This is a genomic window from Paenibacillus sp. CH40 (assembly GCF_024213605.1).
Classification (GTDB): domain Bacteria; phylum Bacillota; class Bacilli; order Paenibacillales; family Paenibacillaceae; genus Paenibacillus; species Paenibacillus polymyxa_B.
This window is the reverse complement of record NZ_JANAVQ010000018.1, coordinates 1-23,403: the sequence shown is the minus strand read 5'-3', so window position 1 is coordinate 23,403 and position 23,403 is coordinate 1. Positions and strand designations below refer to the sequence as shown.

At 53.3% G+C, this 23,403-nt stretch carries 1 protein-coding gene (only partly in view); it reads left to right on the top strand.

Features of this window, described 5'->3' with window-relative positions:
- Positions 1 to 23,403, top strand: part of the annotated coding region (locus NLX73_RS24700; protein ID WP_254327594.1) for a non-ribosomal peptide synthase/polyketide synthase (this coding region is incomplete at both ends). Its footprint begins 7,174 nt before the window's first position; 23,403 of its 30,577 annotated nt are in view.

The window sequence follows — 23,403 nt, the reverse complement described above, 5'->3', positions numbered from 1 at the left end:
CCGCGTACCGCGCAAGAACGCGCTCTAGTAGCGGTCTGGCAGTCGGTACTGGGACTGCAGACTGTCGGTATTTTGGACAATTTCTTCGATCTGGGCGGCGATTCGATCAAGGCGATCCAAATCGCATCCCGTGCGTTCCAGGCTGGCTATAAGCTGGACATGAAGGATTTATTCCAGTATCCAACGGTTGCAGCGCTGGCACCGCATATGCATGAGGTCAGTCGTATGGCAGATCAAGGAGAAGTGAGCGGGAAAACTGCTTTGCTTCCGATCCAGCATTGGTTCTTTGCGCAGGAGCGCGAGCGTCCGCAGCACTTTAATCAGGCGGTCATGCTCTATCGTGCCAAGGGCTTTGATGAGACGGCGGTTTGCCAAGTCATGGATCACATCGTGAAGCATCATGATGCGCTTCGTACGGTTTTCCGTCAGGCTTCATCTGGTTACGAGGCTTGGACACGCGGTGTAGATGAAGGCGCATTGTATACGCTGGAAACCGCAGACTACCGTGAACAAGCATCCTATGCGGAAGCGCTGGAAGCGAAGGCAAATGAAATTCAAAGCAGCATCCACCTGTCCGAAGGGCCTCTGGTCAAGCTGGGATTGTTCCGCACAGCCGAGGGCGATCATTTGCTCATAGCCATTCACCATTTGGTGGTGGACGGGGTATCGTGGCGAATTCTGTTTGAAGATTTCTCGACAGGTTACGAGCAGGCGATCAAGGGCGAGCCTGTACGATTGCCCTATAAAACAGATTCCTTCCAAACATGGGCACGGGAGTTGTCGTCTTACGCCAACCGTCCAGAGGCTGCATCGGATGAAGCCTACTGGCAGCAGCTGGAACAGGCCAAAGCGAAAGCGGCAGCGCTGCCTAAGGATTTCGCCTACGAGGGCTCCTTGAATGCAGACAGCGAAGTGTTGACGGTGGAGTGGACCGAGGCTGAAACCCAGCAACTGCTAAAGCAGGCCCATCGTGCCTATAACACCGAGGTCAATGATTTGCTGTTGACCGCGTTAGGATTGGCGATGCACAACTGGACAGGCGCCGGACAGGTGCTGGTGAACCTGGAGGGACATGGCCGGGAAGCGATCCTGCCAGAGGTGGATATTACACGTACAGTAGGCTGGTTTACGAGCTTGTATCCGGTGCTGCTGGACACAGATGTCAACCTGACGCTGTCCCAGCGGATTAAAGAAACGAAGGAAGGTCTGCGCCGCATTCCACATAAAGGGCTGACCTATGGCACATGGCGCTACTTATCTCCTGCGTCTGCATCAGGTGAAGCGCATGCGATTGCAGCAGAACCGGAAATCAGCTTTAACTATTTGGGGCAGGTCGATCAGGATCTACAAAACAGTGGAATCACATGGTCACCCTATAGTGCAGGAGAGACAGAGGATGCCCATTCACCGCTGCAATATACGCTGGATTTAAACGCGATGATCTCGGAAGGCACGCTGCGCTTGACGATCGCTTACAGCCGTAAGCAGTATCGCCAAGAAACGCTGGAACGTGTGGCGAGCCTGCTGCAATCCGCTTTGCAAGAGGTGATTACGCATTGTGTCGCTCAGGAACAGCCGGAGCTGACGCCGAGTGATGTGTCCTTCAAAGGTCTGACGACTAGAGAACTGGAACAAATTGCGGAACAGGCGGCACATACCGGTGAGCTGGAAAATGTATACGCGCTGACGCCGATGCAAAAGGGCATGCTCTTTTACAATCTGATGGATTCGCAATCAGGAGCTTATTTTGAACAGGCCTCCTTTGATCTGCGAGGACATTTTAATATTGATGCGTTTGCGGCAAGTTTGGATATATTGGTGCAGCGGCATACGGTACTGCGCACGAACTTTTACAGTGGCTGGAAAGATGAACCACTTCAGGTCGTGTATCGGAATAAGCGCAGCGAACTGTATGTAGAGGATTTGCGGGATATGGAGCAAGAGAAGCAAAACGAGTACATCCTCGAATATACGCGTAAAGACAAGCAAAGAGGCTTTGATCTGGCGCAAGATGCTTTGATGCGTGTGGCCGTTTTGCGCACAGGTGAGGATGCGTACCGTTTTGTATGGAGCTTCCATCATATCGTGATGGACGGCTGGTGCTTGTCGCTGGTGACAGGCGAAGTGTTTGCGAGTTATTTTGCGATACTGGCTCATAAGCAGCCTGAACTGGCACCTGTAACGCCGTACAGTCAATATATTGAATGGCTGGAACAGCAGGATCGTCAGGCCGCATCAGGTTACTGGAGCAAGGTTCTGGAAGGATATGAGGAACAGTCCCGCCTGCCACAGGCTAAAATTCAGGGCAAAACGGAATATCAGGCGGAGCGTCTGGATTTTGACTTGGGCGCGGATCTAACGGCTGGCATTCAGCGCGTAGCCAAGCGTTATCAGGTAACGATCAATACGTTGATACAGACCGTTTGGGGCCTGTTGCTGCAAAAATATAATGGTACAGATGATGTGGTGTTTGGCAGCGTGGTATCTGGACGTCCGGCAGACATTCCGAATGTGGAGCACATCATTGGTCTGTTTATCAATACCATTCCTGTACGCATCCGCAGTCAAGTGGACAGCTTATTCTCAGACGTGATGAAGCAAACCCAAGAGCAATCCATTGCTTCCCATACCTATGATACGTACCCGTTGTATGAAATTCAGGGGCTATCGGAGCTTAAGCAGGATTTGATCAATCATATTCTTATTTTTGAGAACTATCCGGTAGAGGAACAATTGGAGCAATTAGGCAACAGTGATGAGTCCAGCTTCAGCATCACCGGAGCCGAGTCTGTCGAGCAGACCAACTATGACTTTAACCTGGTGGTACTGCCGGGGAACACCATCCATATGAGCTTTGGGTATAATGCGCTGGCCTTTGAACGGGAAAGTATAGAGCAAATTCGAGGTCATCTGGTGCAACTGCTGGAGCAGGTGGTAGCGAAGCCAGACATTCGGGTGCATGAGCTGGATATGGTAACCGCGCAGGAGCGTGAGCAAATCGTTGAGGCTTGGGGAAATACAGCGGTAGCATATCCAAACGAGCAAACGATTCACGGCTTGTTCGAGGCGCAAACCGCGCGGACGCCGGAGCAGACAGCATTGTTCTTCGAAGGAGAGCAATTAACCTATCGCGAGCTGAATGCACGCGCCAATCGTTTGGCTCGTACCTTGCGTAGTCAAGGCGTGACGAAAGATCGTCTGGTGGGTCTGATGACTGAGCGTTCGGTGGACATGATCGTAGGTATCTTCGGGATTTTAAAAGCCGGGGGTGCATATGTCCCAATCGATCCGACCTATCCAGAGGAGCGTATCCGCTATATGCTGGACGACTCGGGTGCGAAGCTGCTGTTGACGCAAAGCCATCTGGTGGACAAAGCAGCTATCGACGGTCACGTGCTGGTGTTGGATGGGGAGCAAACGGTGTACCACGAGGATGGTTCCAATCTGGAGCCGTGGTCCGGTCCGAACGATCTAGCCTATGTGATTTATACGTCAGGGACCACAGGGCAGCCGAAGGGCGTGATGCTGGAGCATCACGGGCTGTGCAATCTGAAAACATATTTTGATCAGACGCTCAAGATCCGTACGTCGGATCATGCGTTGCTGTTCGCCAGCTATTCGTTTGATGCGGCTTGCTGGGAAATCTTCCAGGCACTGTTCTGTGGAGCCACACTGTATGTACCAACGTCAGAGACGATTTTGAATTACGAACGGTTTGAGCAATATATGGCGAATCACCAAATCACGGTAGCAGCTTTGCCGCCGACCTATGCGGTCTATCTGGAGCCAGAACGGATGCCAAACCTGCGTATTTTGTTTACGGCGGGTTCAGCATCTTCAACCGAGCTGGTGTACAAGTGGAAGGATCAGGTGGCGTACTACAACGGCTACGGTCCAACCGAAAATTCAGTGGCGACGTCCATCTGGCCGGTATCCGAGGATGAGAGAGCTGGACAACTGATTTCCATCGGACGCCCTGTGCCGAACCATCGGGTATACATGCTGGATGTGCATGGACATTTGGCTCCGGTAGGCGTCGCGGGTGAGCTGTGCGTGTCCGGTCCGGGTCTGGCTCGGGGTTATCTAGATCGTCCAGAGCTGACGGCTGAGAAATTTGTATCGAACCCGTTTGCGGCTGGGGAAGCCGGCTATGAACGAATGTACCGTACGGGTGACTTGGCGAGATGGATGCCAGACGGCAACATCGAATATTTGGGCCGGATCGACCATCAGGTGAAAATCCGGGGCTACCGGATCGAGCTGGGCGAGGTCGAGGCACAAATTTTGAAAGTGGAGGATGTACAAGAGGTCATCGTACTGGCCCAGGCGGACGAGCAGGGGCAAAACCAACTGGTGGCATACTATGTTGCTGAACGGGAAGTAAGCGCTGGTGAGCTGCGCAGCTTACTGGGTGAGGAGCTACCAAACTACATGGTGCCTTCGTATTTCATCCAGCTAGAGCAGATGCCGTTGACACCGAACGGTAAAATCGACCGCAAGGCCCTGCCGGCACCAGAAGGCAGCCTGCAAAGCGGAGCGGATTATGCAGAGCCGCGCACAGCGCTGGAGCAGACTTTGGTTTCGATTTGGCAGGCTGTATTAGGAGCCAAGAGAGTCGGAATTCTGGATAATTTCTTCGATCTGGGCGGCGATTCGATCAAAGCGATCCAGGTATCCTCCCGTTTGCTGCAAGCGGGCTACAAGCTGGACATGAAGGATTTGTTCCAATATCCTTCCATCTCGCTGCTGAGCGGTCATGTTCATAAGGTCAGCCGTACAGCCGATCAGCGGGTGGTTTCGGGGGCAGTTAGATTGACCCCGATTCAGCAATGGTTCTTTGGACAATCCTCAGCAGAGCCACATTATTTCAACCAATCGGTGATGCTGTATAGGGCACAAGGCTTCGATGAAGCCGCATTGCGTGAAACGGTGACCAAGGTAACTGAGCATCATGATGCGCTACGTATGATCTTCCGTCAGACCGAACAGGGCTATGAAGCGTGGAATCGTGGTTTGAACGAAGGCCAGCTGTACAGTCTGGATGTTGTAGATCTGATGGGCGTCGAAGACGCGGCAGATGTGGTGATGGCGATTGAAACGAAAGCCAATGCCATCCAAAGTTCCATTCGTCTGGACGAAGGACCGCTGGTGAAGCTGGGACTTTTCCGCTGCATGGATGGGGATCATTTACTGATTGCGATTCACCATTTGGTGGTGGACGGGATTTCGTGGCGAATTGTGTTTGAGGATTTTGCCACGGGATATGAGCAGGCCGTGCGGGGAGAAGCGATTCGCCTGCCTTATAAAACGGACGCTTTCTCTGCTTGGGCAGAGCGGTTGTCTCAATATGCGAATAGTCCGGCGATCGAAAATGAACGCGAATATTGGCAGCGTCTTGCCCAAATAGAAATTGCATCGTTGCCTAAGGATCAAGAAAGAGCGGAAGGGCAGCATTTTCTGATCAGAGACAGTGAGACTGTGACTGTGGCTTGGAGCGAGCAGGAAACACGGATGTTGCTTCAAGAAGTACACCGTGCGTACCACAGCGAGGTCAATGATCTGCTGTTAACCGCACTCGGCACAGCGGTATATAACTGGAGCGGTCAGGAGCGTGTGCTGGTCAATCTGGAGGGACATGGCCGGGAAGCCATTGTTCCAGATATCGACATCACCCGTACCGTGGGCTGGTTTACGAGTCAGTATCCGGTGCTGCTGGATGTGGACGGAAAGGCAGCAGTCGGGCAGCGAATCAAGCGGGTGAAGGAAGACCTGCGCCATGTGCCGCATAAGGGCATTGGCTACGGCATTTTGAAATATATGTCTCAGCATGATGCCCATCCTTCCTGGACCTTGCAGCCTGAAATTAGCTTTAACTATTTGGGACAATTTGATCAGGACTTGGAAAATGGGGATATCACGCTGTCTTCACATCCAGGTGGAGAGCCGATGAGTGACCATACCGTTCTGGAGTATCCTTTGAATGTGAACGGAATGATTACAGCGGGCGCGCTGACACTGGACATTCGCTATGACAGTAAGGTATATCATCAGCAAAATGTAGAAAAATTTGCGCAGTTGCTGCAGGAAAGCCTGCAGGAAGTGATCGCTCATTGTGCCTCCAAAGAGCGGAGTGAGCTAACACCAAGTGATGTATTGTTCAAAGGCTTGTCACTGGAACAACTGGAACAGTTGACGGAGCAAACTTCTTCTGTAGGCGAGTTGGAAAATGTGTATGCTCTTTCGCCTATGCAGAAGGGGATGCTGTTCCATAATCTGATGGAGCCGCAGTCAGGCGCCTACTTCCAGCAAGCGTCGTTTGATCAAAAAGGTAGCTTTGATGTAGCTGTTTTCCGCAAGAGTCTGGATGTACTGACACAGCGTCATGAAGCGCTGCGAACGAATTTCCATATGTTTGAGACAGGACACAGTCAGGAGCCATTGCAGATCGTATTCCGTCACAAAGATAGCGACCTTTCCTTCCAGGATATACGGGAAATGCAGGAAGCGGAGCAACAGGCGTATATCCAGGTGTTTAAGCTGGAGGACCAAGCTAGAGGCTTTAATCTTGGTACGGATGCACTTATGCGCGTACAGGTATTGCAAACCCATGAAGAAACGTATCATTTGGTATGGAGCTTCCATCATATTGTCATGGATGGCTGGTGCTTATCGCTCGTTACGGGTGAAGTGTTTGGTACGTACTTTGCGCTGCTGGAGCAGAAGCAACCGGAGTTTGCAGCGATTACACCGTATGGCCAATATATCGAATGGCTAGAGCGTCAGGATGAACGTGCGGCAAAAGAGTACTGGAGCAGCTATTTGGCGGGCTTTGAACAGCAGACGTTGTTACCTGGATCGGATACTTTATCGAAAGACCAAGCGGCTAATACGGTATCCACTACAGCACGTGAAACCAGCGAGTATGTTTCTGAAAAAATAACGGTAGATCTGGACCCAACGTGGAGCGAAGCCATACACCGGATTGCGAAGCAGCAACAGGTCACGATTAATACGCTGATGCAGAGCGTGTGGGGCCTTATTTTGCAGAAATATAACAACAACGAGGATGTTATTTTCGGTAGTGTCGTATCTGGACGTCCGACGGATATTGCTGGCGTAGAGCATATGATTGGTTTGTTCATTAATACGATCCCGGTGCGGATTCAAAGTGAACGGAATGCCACTTTTGTGGAAGTGATGCGGAAAACGCAGGAACAGGCACTGACCTCGGGAGCCTATGACAGCTTCCCGCTGTATGAAATTCAGGCATTGACCGAGCAGAAGCAGCATCTGATTAACCACATTATGGTATTTGAGAATTATCCGGTAGAGGAGCAAGTCGAGCAGCTTAGTGAAGTTCGTCCATCCGCTTTTGAAATTACAAATGTAGAGGTTGTTGAGCAAACGAATTATGATCTGGACTTGATTGTGATGCCAGATGAGCTTTTCCGCATCATGTTTAGATACAACGCCAATGTATATGAGCGGTCTACGATAGAGCGAATGCAGGGACATGTACTGCATGTCATCGAGCAAATCGTGAATAATCCGTATATCCGTGTGAATGAACTGGAATTGGTAACACCGGAAGAGCAGGCGCAGATCGTTCAGGCCTGGGTGGATACGGCGGTAGCCTATCCGCAAGATCAAACGCTAAGCGCATTGTTTGAGCAGCAGGCCACGAGTACACCGGATCAGGTGGCAGTGTTGTGCGGATCGGAATCGTTGACCTACGCGGAGTTGAATGAGCGCGCGAACCGTTTGGCTCGGACGCTGCGTGCGGAAGGTGTTCAGCCGGATCAGCCCGTGGGCATTTTGGTTCAGCGTTCGCTGGACATGATCGTAGGTATCTATGCGATCCTCAAAGCAGGCGGAGCCTACGTGCCCATTGATCCAGAATATCCGGCGGACCGCATCCGCTTTATGCTGGAGGACTCGGAAGCGAAGCTGGTGCTGACGCAATCGCATCTGACCGAGCAAGCCTCACGGAGTTTCGACGGCCAGGTGCTGGTGCTGGATCGCGAGGACATTTACCACGAAGACGGCTCGAATTTGGAGCCACTGGCTGGGCCACACCATGTAGCCTATGTCATCTATACCTCCGGCTCCACCGGGAAACCGAAGGGCGTGATGGTGGAGCACCATTCCGTGCTGAACCGGATTTTGTGGATGCATGATCGGTACGGCTTGAGCTCAAACGATACGGTTCTGCAAAAGACCGCCTTCACGTTCGACGTGTCGGTGTGGGAGCTGTTCTGGTGGTCGATGGTCGGCTCAAAGGTGAGCTTGCTGTCGGTAGGCGGGGAAAAGAACCCGGAAGACATCGTCGACACGATTGCCCGCGATGGCGTGAGTACAATGCACTTTGTACCTGCGATGCTGCATGCGTTCCTGGAGTACGTGGAGCAGCAGCCACGGGAAGTGATGCAAGCGAAGCTGGGCACGCTGCGCCACGTATTTGCCAGCGGCGAAGCGTTGCCGCCACAGCATGTGGCCCGGTTCCAGCGGCTTGTGTCGAGCCTAGCAGGAGCGAAGCTGATCAACCTGTATGGTCCAACCGAAGCGACGGTGGACGTATCGTACTTCGATTGTGAACCGGATGAGGAATATGCAGTAATTCCGATCGGGAAACCGATTCAAAATATTCGTCTGTACATCGTGAAGGAAGGCACGGAGCAATTGCAGCCGATCGGGGTTGCGGGTGAACTGTGCATCGGCGGTGTCGGCGTAGCCCGCGGCTATCTGAACCGTCCGGAGCTGACGGCCGAGAAATTCGTAGCCGATCCGTTTGCGGGCGGGGAAGCCGGCTATGAGCGGATGTACCGCACAGGTGATTTGGCGAGATGGATGGCAGACGGCAACATTGAATATTTGGGCCGGATCGACCATCAGGTGAAAATCCGGGGGTACCGGATTGAGCTGGGCGAGGTCGAATCGCAGCTGCTCCAAGTGGAATCGGTACGCGAAGCCGTGGTGCTGGCCCGTGCGGATGAGACGGGACAAAAACAAATGGTAGCGTACTATGTCGCGGGGCAAGAGCTGGGTGCCAGTGAGCTAAGAAGTGAGCTGGGCCGAGAGCTGCCAAGCTACATGGTGCCATCGTACTTTGTTCAGCTGGAGCAGATGCCGTTAACTCCGAATGGCAAAATCGACCGCAAGGCACTGCCAGCACCGGAAGGCAGTCTGCAAAGCGGAGCCGATTATGTCGCACCGCGGACGTGGGTGGAAGTGAAGCTGGCTCAAATTTGGCAGGATGTGCTGGGTCTCACGCAGGTCGGCGTGAAGGAAAACTTCTTCGAGATTGGCGGACATTCGCTGCGGGCGACGACACTGGCCTCGAAGATTCACAAGGAGCTGAACAAGCCGCTTCCACTGCGCAGTATTTTTGAAGCACCAACGATTGAACAACTGGCAGTCGTACTGGAACAGCTGGATCAAGTAACCTATGCGTCCATTCCGGTAACGGAAGAACGCAATTTCTACCCGTTATCTTCGGCGCAAAAACGACTGTATGTGCTGCATCAGTTTGATCCGAATGATGTGAACTACAACATGCCGTCGGTGCTGCAAGTGAGCGGTCCGCTGGATGTGAAACGAGTAGAAGATGTGTTCCGTCAATTGATCGATCGCCATGCAACCTTGCGTACCCGCTTTGAGCTAGTGGACAATGAGCCGATGCAATGGGTTGAGGACACCGTGCCGTTCGAGGTGGAATATACGAGGGTACAGGCAGAGCGTGCAACTACGGATACAGATCAGGACACAGCTACAGCTACGTACACGACGGTCAGCCAGGAAGCACAAGAACGGGTTCGGCAGTTTGTCCGTCCGTTTGATCTGAAAGCTGCGCCGCTGCTGCGGGTAGGCTTGGTGAATCTGGGCGCACGAGGAGCAGAGCAAGAACCCCAGCATCTGCTCATGCTCGACATGCACCATATCGTTTCGGATGGTGTGTCGATGGAGGTGCTGACCGATGAATTTGTCCGCTTGTATGGCGGTGAAGAGCTATCACCATTGCGGATTCAGTACAAAGACTATGCGGTATGGCAGCAAAGCGAAGCCCATCAGGAGTGGATGCAGCGTCAGGAAGCGTACTGGCTGGGTACCTTCCGGGGCGGCGTGCCTGTGCTGGATCTGGCAACCGACTTTGCCCGTCCGGCGGTACAGAGTACGGCAGGGGATACGATCGAATTCGGACTGGAGCGTGAAGTTAGCGAACGCCTGAAAGAACTGGCTTCGCAAACAGGTTCAACCTTGTATATGGTGCTGCTGGCGGCGTACACTACGCTCTTGCATAAATACACAGGCCAAGAAGATATCGTAGTCGGCACGCCGATTGCTGGAAGACCGCATGCGGAACTGGAGAGTCTGGTAGGTGTCTTCATCAACACGCTGGCAATCCGCAATTATCCGTCTAGCGACCAATCGTTCCTGGATTATCTGCAAGAGGTGAAGGAGCATGCGCTCAGTGCTTATGAGCATCAGGACTATCCTTTTGAAGAGTTGGTTGAAAAGCTGAATTTGACGCGGGATACGAGTCGAAATGCGCTGTTTGACACGATGTTTGAGTTGAAAACATTGGAGCAGCAGGAGTTGCAGCTAGAAGGTCTGACCCTGAATTCGTATCCGCTGGAAAATCATACGGCCAAATTTGATCTGAGCTTGGATGCAATAGAGCAGCCAGAAGGCATTCTGTGCCGTCTGGAATACAGCACGGCGCTATATAAGCCTGAGACGATTGCGCGATTGGCGCAGCATTTTACCGAACTCGTACGTGCAATTACACTGCATCCACAACAGCCACTGGCAGCTTTGGAGATGGTACCTGCCGAGGAAAAAGCACAAATCATCCATGGATTTGGAGATGTGGGGGTATCGGATGTTGCTGTAGTCGAGGCAGAAGCCTTATTCCATACCTTTGTGGAAGAACAGGCGCAGCTTGTACCGGATCATGTGGCGGTGGTGTACGAGGAGCAGCAGCTTACGTACCGGAAACTGAACGAGCGTGCGAACCAATTGGCGCGGAGATTGCGAAATGAAGGTATCGGACGCGAATCGATTGTCGGCATTTTGAGCGAACGCTCGGTGGATATGCTGGTCGGCGTATTGGCGGTATGGAAAGCCGGAGGTGCATATGTACCGTTAGATGCGGATTATCCGTCCGAACGTATTCGTTTCATGCTGGAGGACAGCGGTGCGTCGGTGCTGCTGACGCAAATCGGCTTGCAGGAGCGCGCGCAGGCATGGCTGGAGGAAAGCCGACAGGCCTTGGCCGGAGGGCAGTCTGAGGTCGAGTTGGGAACAGTAGCTGGCGCTGAAACGATGGAATCAGGTACTCTCCATGGAACCCTGAATGGAACAGCAGATTCGCCACCTGACAGCGAAGCAGCATCCGAATCCGCAGCGAACGTGCGTCTGCATACCGTACTGGCGTTGGACGATGAGTCGCTGTACATCGGAGATACCACAGACGTCGATCACATCAACGAACCGCAGGATCTGGCATATGTGATCTACACCTCCGGGACAACCGGACGTCCGAAGGGCGTCATGATCGAACATCACAGCTTGGTGAATACGGCTGCGGCGTATCGCCGAGATTACCGTCTGAGCGAGTTCCCGGTACGACTGCTGCAACTGGCGAGCTTCTCCTTCGACGTATTCGTCGGGGATATCGCGCGGACGCTCTATAACGGCGGCACGATGGTCATTTGTCCGAAAGACGACCGGATTGATTTTAGCCGATTGTATGGCTGGATTCGCGATTACCAGATTACCGTATTCGAATCGACCCCGGCCCTGATCGTACCGTTTATGCAGCATGTGCATGAACAGGGACTGGACATGAGCAGTCTGGAACTGCTGATCACCAGCTCGGATAGCTGCAGCGTGACAGATTACCGGGTGCTGCAAGAACGGTTTGGCGCAGATATCCGCATTATGAACAGTTACGGCGTCACGGAAGCGGCGATTGACTCCAGCTTCTATGATGAAGAGCTGTCGAAGCTGCCAAGCAGCGGCAATGTGCCGATTGGCCAGGCGTGGCTGAACGCCCGGTTTTACATCTTGGACAGCCAGCTGAATCCGGTGCCGATCGGCGTACTGGGTGAGCTGTGCATTGGCGGAGCCGGGGTGGCACGAGGCTACCTGAATCGTGCAGACCTGACCGCCGAGAAATTCGTAGCGAACCCGTACGTACCGGGTGAACGATTGTACCGCACAGGCGATTTGGCGCGGTGGATGCCGGATGGCAATGTGGACTTTATCGGCCGGATGGATGATCAGGTCAAAATCCGGGGCTTTCGGATTGAACTGGGCGAGGTGGAAGCACAGCTGCTGACCGTGGACGGCATTCAGAAAGCCATCGTCACCGCCTGGGAAAACGAAGATGGAGACAAGGATTTGTGTGCGTATGTCGTAGCCTCTGAAACGCTGAATTTGCCCGAGCTGCGCAACCTGCTGCAGCCCAAGCTGCCGGGTTATATGATCCCGACATATGTCGTACAACTGGATCATTTCCCGCTGACACCAAACGGCAAAATTGACCGCAAAGCGTTGCCTACGCCGGAAGCGCGCCTCGAAGGAGGCACGGCGTATGTTGCGCCGCGGACATTGCTGGAAGAGCAACTGGTACGTATTTGGCAAAGCGTTTTGAATCACCCGCGGATAGGCATCCAGGATAACTTCTTTGAAGTGGGAGGACATTCTCTGCGCGCGACAACACTGATGGCGAAAATCCATCAGGAGCTGAATTACAAGCTGGCGCTGCGAGATATTTTCCAATATCCGACGATTGAGCAACTGGTGCAGGTGATGGGAGAAGTTCAGACACAGCAAACGTATGTATCCATCCCTGTTGCGGAGGAACGTGCATATTATCCGGTTTCCTCGGCGCAAAAACGGATGTACGTGCTGAGTCACCTGGAAGGCGGAGAGGTTAGCTACAATATGCCGGGCGCTTTGATTATTGAAGGTTCCTTGGATAAAACGCGACTGGAGCAAGCCTTCCGCCAGCTGATTGTCCGTCATGAAGCCCTGCGAACCCGATTCGACATGGTGGATGGCGAGGTGATTCAACGGATTGAATCGGGCGTCGCATTCAACGTGGAGCATGTGCAGGCAAGCGAAGAAGAGACCCAGCAGTACGCACAGGACTTTGTACGTGCATTTGATCTCGCACAAGCACCGTTGCTGCGGGTTCAGTTGGTGGAAACCGGACCGGAGCGTCACGTCATGCTCTATGACATGCACCATATTATTTCGGATGGCGTGACTGAAGGAATTATCGTGCAGGAGTTCTCTCAATTGTATGAAGGCAAAGAACTGCCGCCCCTGCGCATTCAGTACAAGGACTATGCGGTTTGGCAGCATGCCGATATGCAAAGTGAACGTCTTCGTGAGCAGGAAAGCTACTGGCTGAACACGATGGCTGGTGACATTCCAGCACTGGATATGCCAACAGATTTTGCAAGACCAGCCGTACAGCGTCTAGAAGGAGATCGATTGGAATTTGCGATCAGCCTGGAGGACAGCGAGCAGTTGAAACAGCTGGCCGCGCAAACCGGCTCCACCTTATACATGGTGTTGCTAGCCGCATATAGCACGCTCTTGCATAAATATTCGGGGCAGGAGGACATTATCGTCGGCACGCCGATTGCCGGAAGACCGCATGCGGAACTGGAGGGCTTGGTAGGCGTATTCCTCAACACGCTGGCGATCCGCAATTATCCGTCTGGCGACAAAACGTTCCTGGATTATCTGCAAGAGGTCAAAGAGCATGCGCTCAGTGCTTACGAACATCAGGAATATCCTTTTGAAGAACTGGTTGAAAAGCTGAATTTAACGCGGGATACGAGCCGGAATGCGCTGTTTGACACGATGTTTGAGCTGAAAACTTTTGAACAGCAGGAGTTCGAGCTGGAGGGTCTGACCTTTAAAACGTATCCGACGGACAATCATACGGCCAAATTTGATCTGACCTTGGATGCAGTGGAGCAGCCGGAAGGCATTCTGTGCAGTCTGGAATACAGCACGGCGCTGTACAAGCCTGAGACCATCGCGCGATTGGCACAGCATTTTACCGAACTCGTACGTGCAATTACCCTGCATCCGCAGCAGCCACTGGCAGCTTTGGAGATGGTAACCGTCGAGGAAAAGGCACAAATCATCTACGGTTTTGGAGATGTGGGAGTATCGGATGTTGCTGCTGTTGAAGCAGGAGCCTTGTTCCATACCTATGTGGAAGAACAAGCGCAGCTTGTACCGGATCACGTGGCGGTGGTGTACGAGGAGCAGCAGCTTACGTACTGTAAACTGAACGAGCGTGCCAACCAATTGGCCCGTAGATTGCGAAATGAAGGCATTGGACGCGAGTCGATGGTCGGCATTTTGAGTGAACGTTCGGTAGACATGCTGGTCGGTGTATTGGCGGTATGGAAAGCTGGAGGCGCATATGTGCCGCTAGATGCAGACTATCCGTCCGAACGCATTCGTTTCATGCTGGGGGACAGCGGTGCGACGGTACTGTTGACCCAAACGGGCTTACAGGAGCGTGCACAGGTATGGCTGGAAGAAAGCCGACAGGCCTTGGCCGGAGAGCAGACTGAGGGCGAGTTGGAAACAGCGGCTGGCGCTGAGACGATGGAATCAAGTACTCTCCATGGAACCCTGAATGGAACAGCAGATTCGCCACCTGACAGCGAAGCAACATCCGAACCGGCAACGGGTTTGCGTCTGCACACCGTACTGGCGCTGGACGATGAGTCGCTGTACACCGGAGATACCGCGGATGTAGAGCACATCAACGAACCGCAGGATCTAGCGTATGTGATCTACACCTCCGGTACAACGGGACGACCGAAGGGCGTCATGATCGAGCATCACAGTTTGGTAAACACAGCCGCGGCCTACCGCCGGGATTACCGTCTGAACCAGTTCCCGGTACGGTTGTTGCAACTGGCGAGCTTCTCCTTCGACGTGTTCGTCGGGGATATCGCGCGGGTGTTCTATAACGGCGGAACGATGGTTATCTGTCCGAAAGATGATCGCATCGACCCAAGCCGTCTATATGGCTGGATTCGCGATTATCAGATTACGGTGTTCGAATCGACCCCGGCCCTGATCGTACCGTTTATGCAGCATGTGTATGAACAGGGACTGGACATGAGCAGTCTAGAATTGCTGATCACCAGCTCGGATAGCTGCAGCGTGACGGATTACCGGGTGCTGCAAGAACGGTTTGGCGCGGATATCCGCATTATGAACAGCTACGGCGTCACGGAAGCGGCGATTGACTCCAGCTTCTACGACGAAGAATTGTCGAAGCTGCCAAGCAGCGGCAATGTGCCGATTGGCCAGGCGTGGCTGAATGCACGCTTCTACATTGTGGACAGCCAGCTAAATCCGGTGCCGATCGGTGTGCTGGGCGAGCTGTGCATTGGCGGTGCCGGGGTGGCACGGGGATACCTGAACCGTGCAGACCTGACGACCGAGAAGTTCGTAGCGAACCCGTACGTACCGGGTGAACGATTGTATCGCACAGGTGACTTGGCGCGGTGGATGCCGGACGGCAATGTGGACTTTATCGGGCGGATGGATTATCAAGTGAAAATCCGCGGCTACCGGATCGAGCTGGGCGAGATTGAAACGGCGATCCAGCGGGTGCCGGGCGTGCGTCAAGCGGTAGTCATCGACCGGACGGATGAGCGTGGACACAAGTACTTGTGCGGATACATCACGGGAGAAGCTGAGCTGCGGATCGAGGAGGTACAGGCCGAACTGGAAGCCGGGCTGCCAGCGCACATGGTGCCAGCACGTTTGATGCGACTGGAGGCGATCCCACTGACGAGCAACGGCAAAATCGACCGCAAGGCCTTGCCGGAACCGGAAGGAAGTATTCATACCGGTGCAGCTTATGTGGCACCGCGTACCACGGTGGAGCAAGTGCTGGCTGCAGTATGGGCCGGAGTACTCGGCGTGGAAGCGGTAGGCACGCAGGATAACTTCTTTGAACTGGGTGGCGATTCGATCAAAGCCTTGCAAGTATCCTCCCGATTGCTGCAAGCAGGTTATCGACTGGAGATGAAAGACCTGTTCAGTCATCCAACCGTGTCTGCCTTGGCACTGAAAGTTCAATCGGTGACCCGATTGGCGGATCAGAGCGAAGTGGTGGGCGCTGTGAAGCTGACACCGGTGCAACAATGGTTCTTTGAGCAGAACCTGACGGATGCTCATCATCATAACCAGTCCATTATGCTGCATAGCAAGGACGGTTTTGATGAAACGGCCCTGCGCACAGCGATGGATCAAATCGTTAGCCATCACGATGCACTGCGTATCATTTTCCGACCTACGGAGCGCGAATATGAAGCTTGGAACCGCGCGGTCGGTGAGGGCGATCTGTATACGCTGGATCGGGCCGACTTCAGAAATGAGTCTGAGGTATCTGCGGCGATCGAGGCCAAAGTGAATGAAATTCAGGCGGGTATTCATTTAAGCGAAGGACCGCTGGTGAAGCTGGGGCTGTTCCATTGCCCAGATGGAGATCATTTGCTGATGGCGATTCATCACTTAGTGGTGGATACCGTATCTTGGCGCATTTTGTTCGAGGATATTACGACCGCCTATGAGCAGGCATTGAACGGACAAGCAGCTCGTCTTCCGCACAAAACGGATTCGTTCCGCATCTGGGCGGATGGGCAGTCTCAATATGCGAACAGTCCGGCCATGGCAGCAGAACTCGCATTCTGGCAGGAAATGGAACAAAGCGTATATCAGCCGCTTCCAAAAGACGAGTCCCCTACTCATTCCTTAAATAGGGACAGCGAGAACATTACAGTTACGTGGACAGCCCAGGAAACGGAGCAGCTGTTAAAACAAGCGCATCGTGCCTACAACACGGAGATGAATGATGTGCTGCTTACCGCATTGGGGCTGACGATTCATCGCTGGGCGGGCCTGGAACGAGTGCTCGTGAGCCTGGAAGGCCATGGACGGGAATCCATTTTGCCAGAACTGGATATTACGCGCACCGTGGGTTGGTTTACGACCCAATTCCCGGTTGTGCTGGATATGAGCGTGGGGCAAGACCTTTCACAGCGCATCAAACATGTGAAAGAAGGACTACGCCGCATTCCGCAAAAGGGCATCGGCTACGGTATGTTGAGATACCTGTCCGCAGCACGTGAGCAAGAGCGTTTTGTAACCGAACCTGAAATCAGCTTTAACTATTTGGGACAATTTGACCAAGATATGCAAAATCAATCCATTGGCGTATCTCCTTACGCTAGCGGTGCAGAGCTTAGCGCCCATGCAGCCAGATCGCACACGCTGGATATGAACGGACTGATTTCGGAAGGCGAACTGCAATTGACGATCAGCTACAGCAAGCAGGAATATCGTCGTGAAACGATGGAGCAGCTAGCTGAAGAGTTTAGAATCAGTTTGCAGGAAATCATTGCGCATTGCATAAGCCGCAAACAGCAAGAGCTGACGCCAAGCGATATCATGCTGAAACATGTAACCATGGCCGAGTTGGATCAGTTGGTAGAACGGACTCGTGACATGGGGGAACTGGAAAATGTCTATGCGCTGACGCCGATGCAAAAAGGCATGTTGTTCCATAGTCTGATGGATGCAGAGTCAGGTGCTTATTTTGAACAAACGACCTTTGATTTGCATGGACGCTTCCAAGCGGATATTTTCCAAGATAGCTTGAATCATTTGGCGCAGCGGCATGAGATATTTAGAGCTAATTTCATCAGCGGTTGGCAGGATGAGCCTGTGCAGGTCATTTTCCGCCGCAAGGATGTTGGTTTTAGATGTGAAGATTTGCGTCATTTGGATGAGCAGGAGCGTGACGCGTATGTGAAGGAGTTTATTCGCAAGGACAAGGCAGCCGGGTTCGATTTGTCCCGGGATGCGTTGATGCGCGTGGCGATTTTACGAACAGGTGATGAGGATTATTATTTTGTGTGGAGCTCTCATCACATCTTGATGGATGGCTGGTGTGTGGCGTTAGTCACGGATGAGGTGTTTGAGGCTTATTTTGCAGCCGTGGAGCATAGACAGCCGAAGCTTGCCCCCGTGACTCCATACAGTCAGTATATTGAGTGGCTTGAAGCACAGGATGTAGAAGCAGCAGCTGCGTACTGGAAGGATTATTTGCTCGGCTATGATCAGCAAACTTCGATTCCGACCGGAAAAGTAGGCGTGAAGGCGGACGATGCACAATTTGAGCATATCCTGTGCGATCTGGGCAAGGATTTGACCGGACGTATGGAAATGGTGGCCAAGCAGCACCACGTGACCCCGAATACATTGCTGCAAACAGCCTGGGGATTGCTGCTCCAAAAGTACAATGGTAGTGACGACGCTGTTTTTGGCGGTGTAGTGTCTGGTCGTCCAGCGGATATTTCGGGGATCGAAAATATGGTGGGCTTGTTCATTAACACCATTCCAATACGTATCCGCAGTGGGGCTGAGGACACCTTTGCCGACCTGATCAGAACGAATCAAAAGCAGGCGCTGACTTCTCAAGATTATGAAACGTATCCGCTGTACGAAATACAAGCCTTGAGCGAGCAAAAGCAAGACCTGATCAACCACATTATCGTGTTTGAAAACTATCCGGTGGAGGAGCAGGTCGAGCAACTTGGCGAAGGTGCAGAGTCGGATTTTGAAATTCGCAATGCGGGCATGATTGAACAAACCAACTATGATTTCAATCTGGTCGTTATGCCGCAGGAAGCGATGAAAATCCGATTTGAATACAATGCGAAGTTATATGATCGGGAAGCTGTTGAACGGACTCAGGGCCATCTGGTACAGCTGTTGGAGCAGGTGGTGGCGAAGCCGGACATTCGAGTGCAGGAGCTGGATATGGTAAGTGAGCAGGAGCGCGAGCAAATTCTCCGCGTATGGGGAAATACAGCTGCTGAGTATCCGAGCGGGCAAACGATCCATGGCTTGTTCGAGACACAAACGGCGCAGACACCGGAACAGGCAGCGTTGTTCTTCGAAGGAGAGCAGTTGACCTATCGCGAGCTGAATGAACGTGCGAATCGTCTGGCTCGTACCTTACGCAGTCAAGGCGTGACGAAGGATCGACTGGTGGGTCTGATGACCGAACGTTCGGTAGACTTGATCGTGGGGATCTTAGGCATTTTGAAAGCCGGGGGTGCATATGTCCCAATCGATCCGACCTATCCAGAGGAGCGTATTCACTACATGCTGGACGACTCGGGGGCAAAGCTGTTGTTAACGCAAAACCATCTGGTGGACAAAGCAGCTTTTGACGGTAACGTGCTGGTGCTGAATGGGTCACAGGGTGTGTGTCACGAGGATAGTTCCAATCTGGAATCGTTGTCTGGTCCGAACGATCTGGCCTATGTCATTTATACGTCGGGTACGACGGGGCAGCCGAAGGGCGTTATGGTGGAGCATCGTAATGTCGTACGTTTGGTGAAAAATACAAACTACGCGCAATTAGATGCCGACACGCGCATTTTACAGACAGGGGCTGTTGTTTTCGACGCATCCACCTTCGAAATTTGGGGGGCGCTATTGAATGGTGGACAGCTGGTGCTAGTGAGCCAGGATGTCATTTTGGACGCCCCCAAGCTTAAGGAGGCTGTGCGTAGCCACGGCATTACCACGATGTTTCTGACTACACCGCTCTTTAACCAGCTGTCCCAGCAGGATCTGGCGCTGTTCGAGGGGGTACGGGAGGTGCTGGTCGGCGGTGATGTGATGTCCGTACCACATATGAACCGGGTGCTGGAGGCTCATCCATCCTTGCGAATCAGTAACATCTATGGCCCGACCGAAAATACGACCTTTTCCACAGTGCATGCGATCACTGGTATGCAATCGGAATCGGTGCCAATTGGCAGACCGATCCATAATTCGACAGCGTATGTCGTGGACCGTTCGATGCGGCTTCAGCCCGTCGGGGTATGGGGTGAGCTGATCGTCGGCGGTGACGGGGTGGCACGTGGATACCGCAACCGTCCGGACCTGACGTCCGAAAAGTTCATCGACAGCCCGTTCCGCAGCGGAGAACGCTGCTATCGCACAGGCGACCTGGTACGCTTGAATGTGGACGGGACGCTGGAATATAAGGGACGGATCGACGCACAGGTGAAAATTCGGGGCTACCGGATCGAACTGGGCGAGGTAGAAACGCAGCTGTTGAAACTGGAGGCAGTGCGAGAAGCTGTGGTCATCGCACGTGAAGATGAGCAAGGGCAGAAGCAGCTCTGCGCTTATGTGGTCGCCGATGGGGAAGTTGTGGCAAGTGAGCTACGCAGCGCTTTGAGCCAGAAGCTGCCGGGTTACATGGTCCCTTCCTATCTGGTACAGCTGAAGCAGATGCCGTTGACACCGAATGGTAAAATCGACCGCAAGGCACTGCCAACACCGGAAGTCAACCTGCAAAGCGGAGCCGATTATGTCGCACCGCGGACGTGGGTGGAAGTGAAGCTGGCGCAAATTTGGCAGGATGTGCTGGGTCTGGCGCAGGTCGGTGTGAAGGAAAACTTCTTCGAGATTGGCGGACACTCGCTGCGGGCGACGACGCTGGCCTCGAAAATTCACAAGGAGCTGAACAAGCCGCTTCCACTGCGCAGTATTTTTGAAGCGCCAACGATTGAACAACTGGCAACGGTCATGGAAGGTCTGGATCAAGTGGCGTATGCGTCCATTCCGGTGACGGAAAAACGCAACTTCTACCCGCTTTCCTCGGCGCAAAAACGACTGTATGTGCTGCATCAGTTCGACCCGAATGATGTGAACTACAACATGCCGTCGGTGCTGCAAGTGAGCGGACCGCTGGATGTGAAACGGGTAGAAGACGCGTTCCGTCAATTAATCGCCCGTCATGCGACCTTGCGTACCCGCTTTGCACTGGTGGACAGTGAGCCGGTGCAATGGATTGAGGACACCGTGCCGTTCGAGGTGGAGTATACGAAGGTACAGGTAGAGGGTGCGACTGCGGATACGGACACGATGGTCAGCCAGGAAGCACAAGAACGGGTGCGGCAGTTTGTACGTCCGTTCGATCTGAAATCCGCTCCGCTGCTGCGGGTAGGCTTGGTAGATTTGGGTGTACAAGGAACCGAGCAGGAACCGCAGCATTTGCTCATGCTCGATATGCACCATATCGTCTCGGATGGTGTGTCCATGGGAGTACTGACCGGTGAATTTGTCCGCTTATACGACGGTGAAGAGCTTTCGCCATTGCGAATACAGTACAAGGATTATGCGGTATGGCAGCAAAGCAAAGCCCATCAAGAGTGGATGCAACGTCAGGAAGCGTACTGGCTCGACACCTTCCGGGGTGAACTGCCTGTGCTGGATCTACCGACGGACTTTGCCCGTCCGTCGGTACGAAGTACGGCAGGCGATACGGTGGTGTTCGGACTGGAACGTGAAGTCAGCGAACGGCTGAAAGAACTGGCGGCAAACACAGGCTCCACGCTGTATATGGTGCTGCTGGCAGCGTACACCGCGCTCTTACACCAATACAGTGGGCAAGAGGACATCGTAGTCGGCACACCGATTGCTGGACGACCGCATACGGATCTGGAGCCGATGATTGGGATGTTCGTCGGAACGTTGGCATTGCGGAACTATCCGACGGCAGAGCAAAGCTTCCGCAGCTACGTGGAGGATGTGAAGACGCGTGCCCTGCAAGCTTACGAGCACCAGGACTATCCGTTTGAGGAGCTGGTGGAAAAGCTGAACGTGAAACGGGATATGAGCCGCCATCCACTGTTTGATACGATGTTTACCCTGCAAACGACTGAGGAAGGCGAGCTGCAGCTGGCGGACCTGAGCTTCCGTCCATACGGCTTAGAACAAACGCCAGTCAAGTTTGATTTGATGATGGAGGCCAGTGAGGAAGAGGCAGGCATCCAGTTCGGATTGCAGTATGCAACCGCGTTGTATCAACGGGAAACCGTGGAACGGATGACACGCCACTTTATTCGTTTGGCCGAAGCGGTAGCGGCGAACCCGGATGCGAAGCTGGGTGAGTTGGAACTGATTACGGCGGAAGAAACCGTGCAGATTCTGGAGGTATTTAATGACCCGAACGCACATAGTGTGCGTTGTGCTGAACACAGACAGGTGCAAGGCCGTTCGCTCAGCGAACGCTTTGAAGAGCAAGCGAAGCGAAACCCTGAGCGGATAGCAGTTGTGTCTGGGGCCACCGCGCTGACCTACACTGAGCTGAATGAGCGTGCGAACCAATTGGCTCGTGTGTTACGAGCGGAAGGGGTCGAAACAGATCAACCGGTTGGCGTATTGTTGGAACGTTCTGCGGATATTCTGGTGAGCATTCTGGGGGTACTTAAGGCCGGAGGCGCGTATGTGCCGATGGATACGATGTATCCACAGGAGCGCATCGACTACATGCTCCAAGACAGTGGGGCCAAGGTCGTGATTACAAGCAGAGTTGCCAACCTGTCGCTCAGCACAGTTCGAGCTGTAGTCTTGGATGACGAGGACGTTCAAGCTCAACTGGGAGCACAGGATGCGAGTAATCTAATCCCTGTCGCCCGCCCGCATAATCTGGCCTATATGATTTACACGTCAGGTACCACTGGCCAGCCGAAAGGGGTCATGATCGAGCAGGGCAGTGTCAGCAATCTGGTAGATGCTTTATTGGAACGAGTATACAGCCGTTATGAACAGCCGCTTCATGTCGCATGGCTGTCGGCATTTGTATTTGACGCTTCAGTGAAGCAAATCTTTGCCAGCTTGCTGTTAGGCCACACCCTGCACGTGGTGTCCCGTGACGTCAGTCTGAGCGGAGAGCATTTGATCGCCTACTACCGCACGCACCGGATTGATCTGTCGGACGGCACACCTGCGCATCTGCATATTTTGAACGAAAGCGTCAATGTGACGGAAGCGCCGGAAGTGAAGCATTACCTGATCGGTGGCGAAGCATTATCCGTGCAGCTGGTAAATGTGTTCCTGCACAAGTGGCCCGGGTATCGTCCGGTGATTACCAACGTGTACGGTCCGACCGAAACCACAGTAGATGCGACTGCTTATACGATTGAAGATGTAGAGTCCCTGAACGCACTGCTGGAAAAAGGGGAGCATACGGTATCCATCGGAACGCCGATAGCGAACCAGTCCGTGTACATCTTGAACAGCCAGCAACAGCTGGTGCCGATCGGGATCGCAGATGAGCTTTATATCGGAGGTGCAGGTGTCGGACGAGGATACCTGAACCTGCCGGAGCTGACGGCAGAGAAGTTCGTCCTGAATCCGTTCGCTGATGCGGCAGCAACCGATCAAGCGGACAGCACTCATACAAACCGGATGTACCGGACGGGCGACCTGGCCCGGTGGTTGCCAGACGGCAGCATTGAGTATTTGGGCCGGATCGAC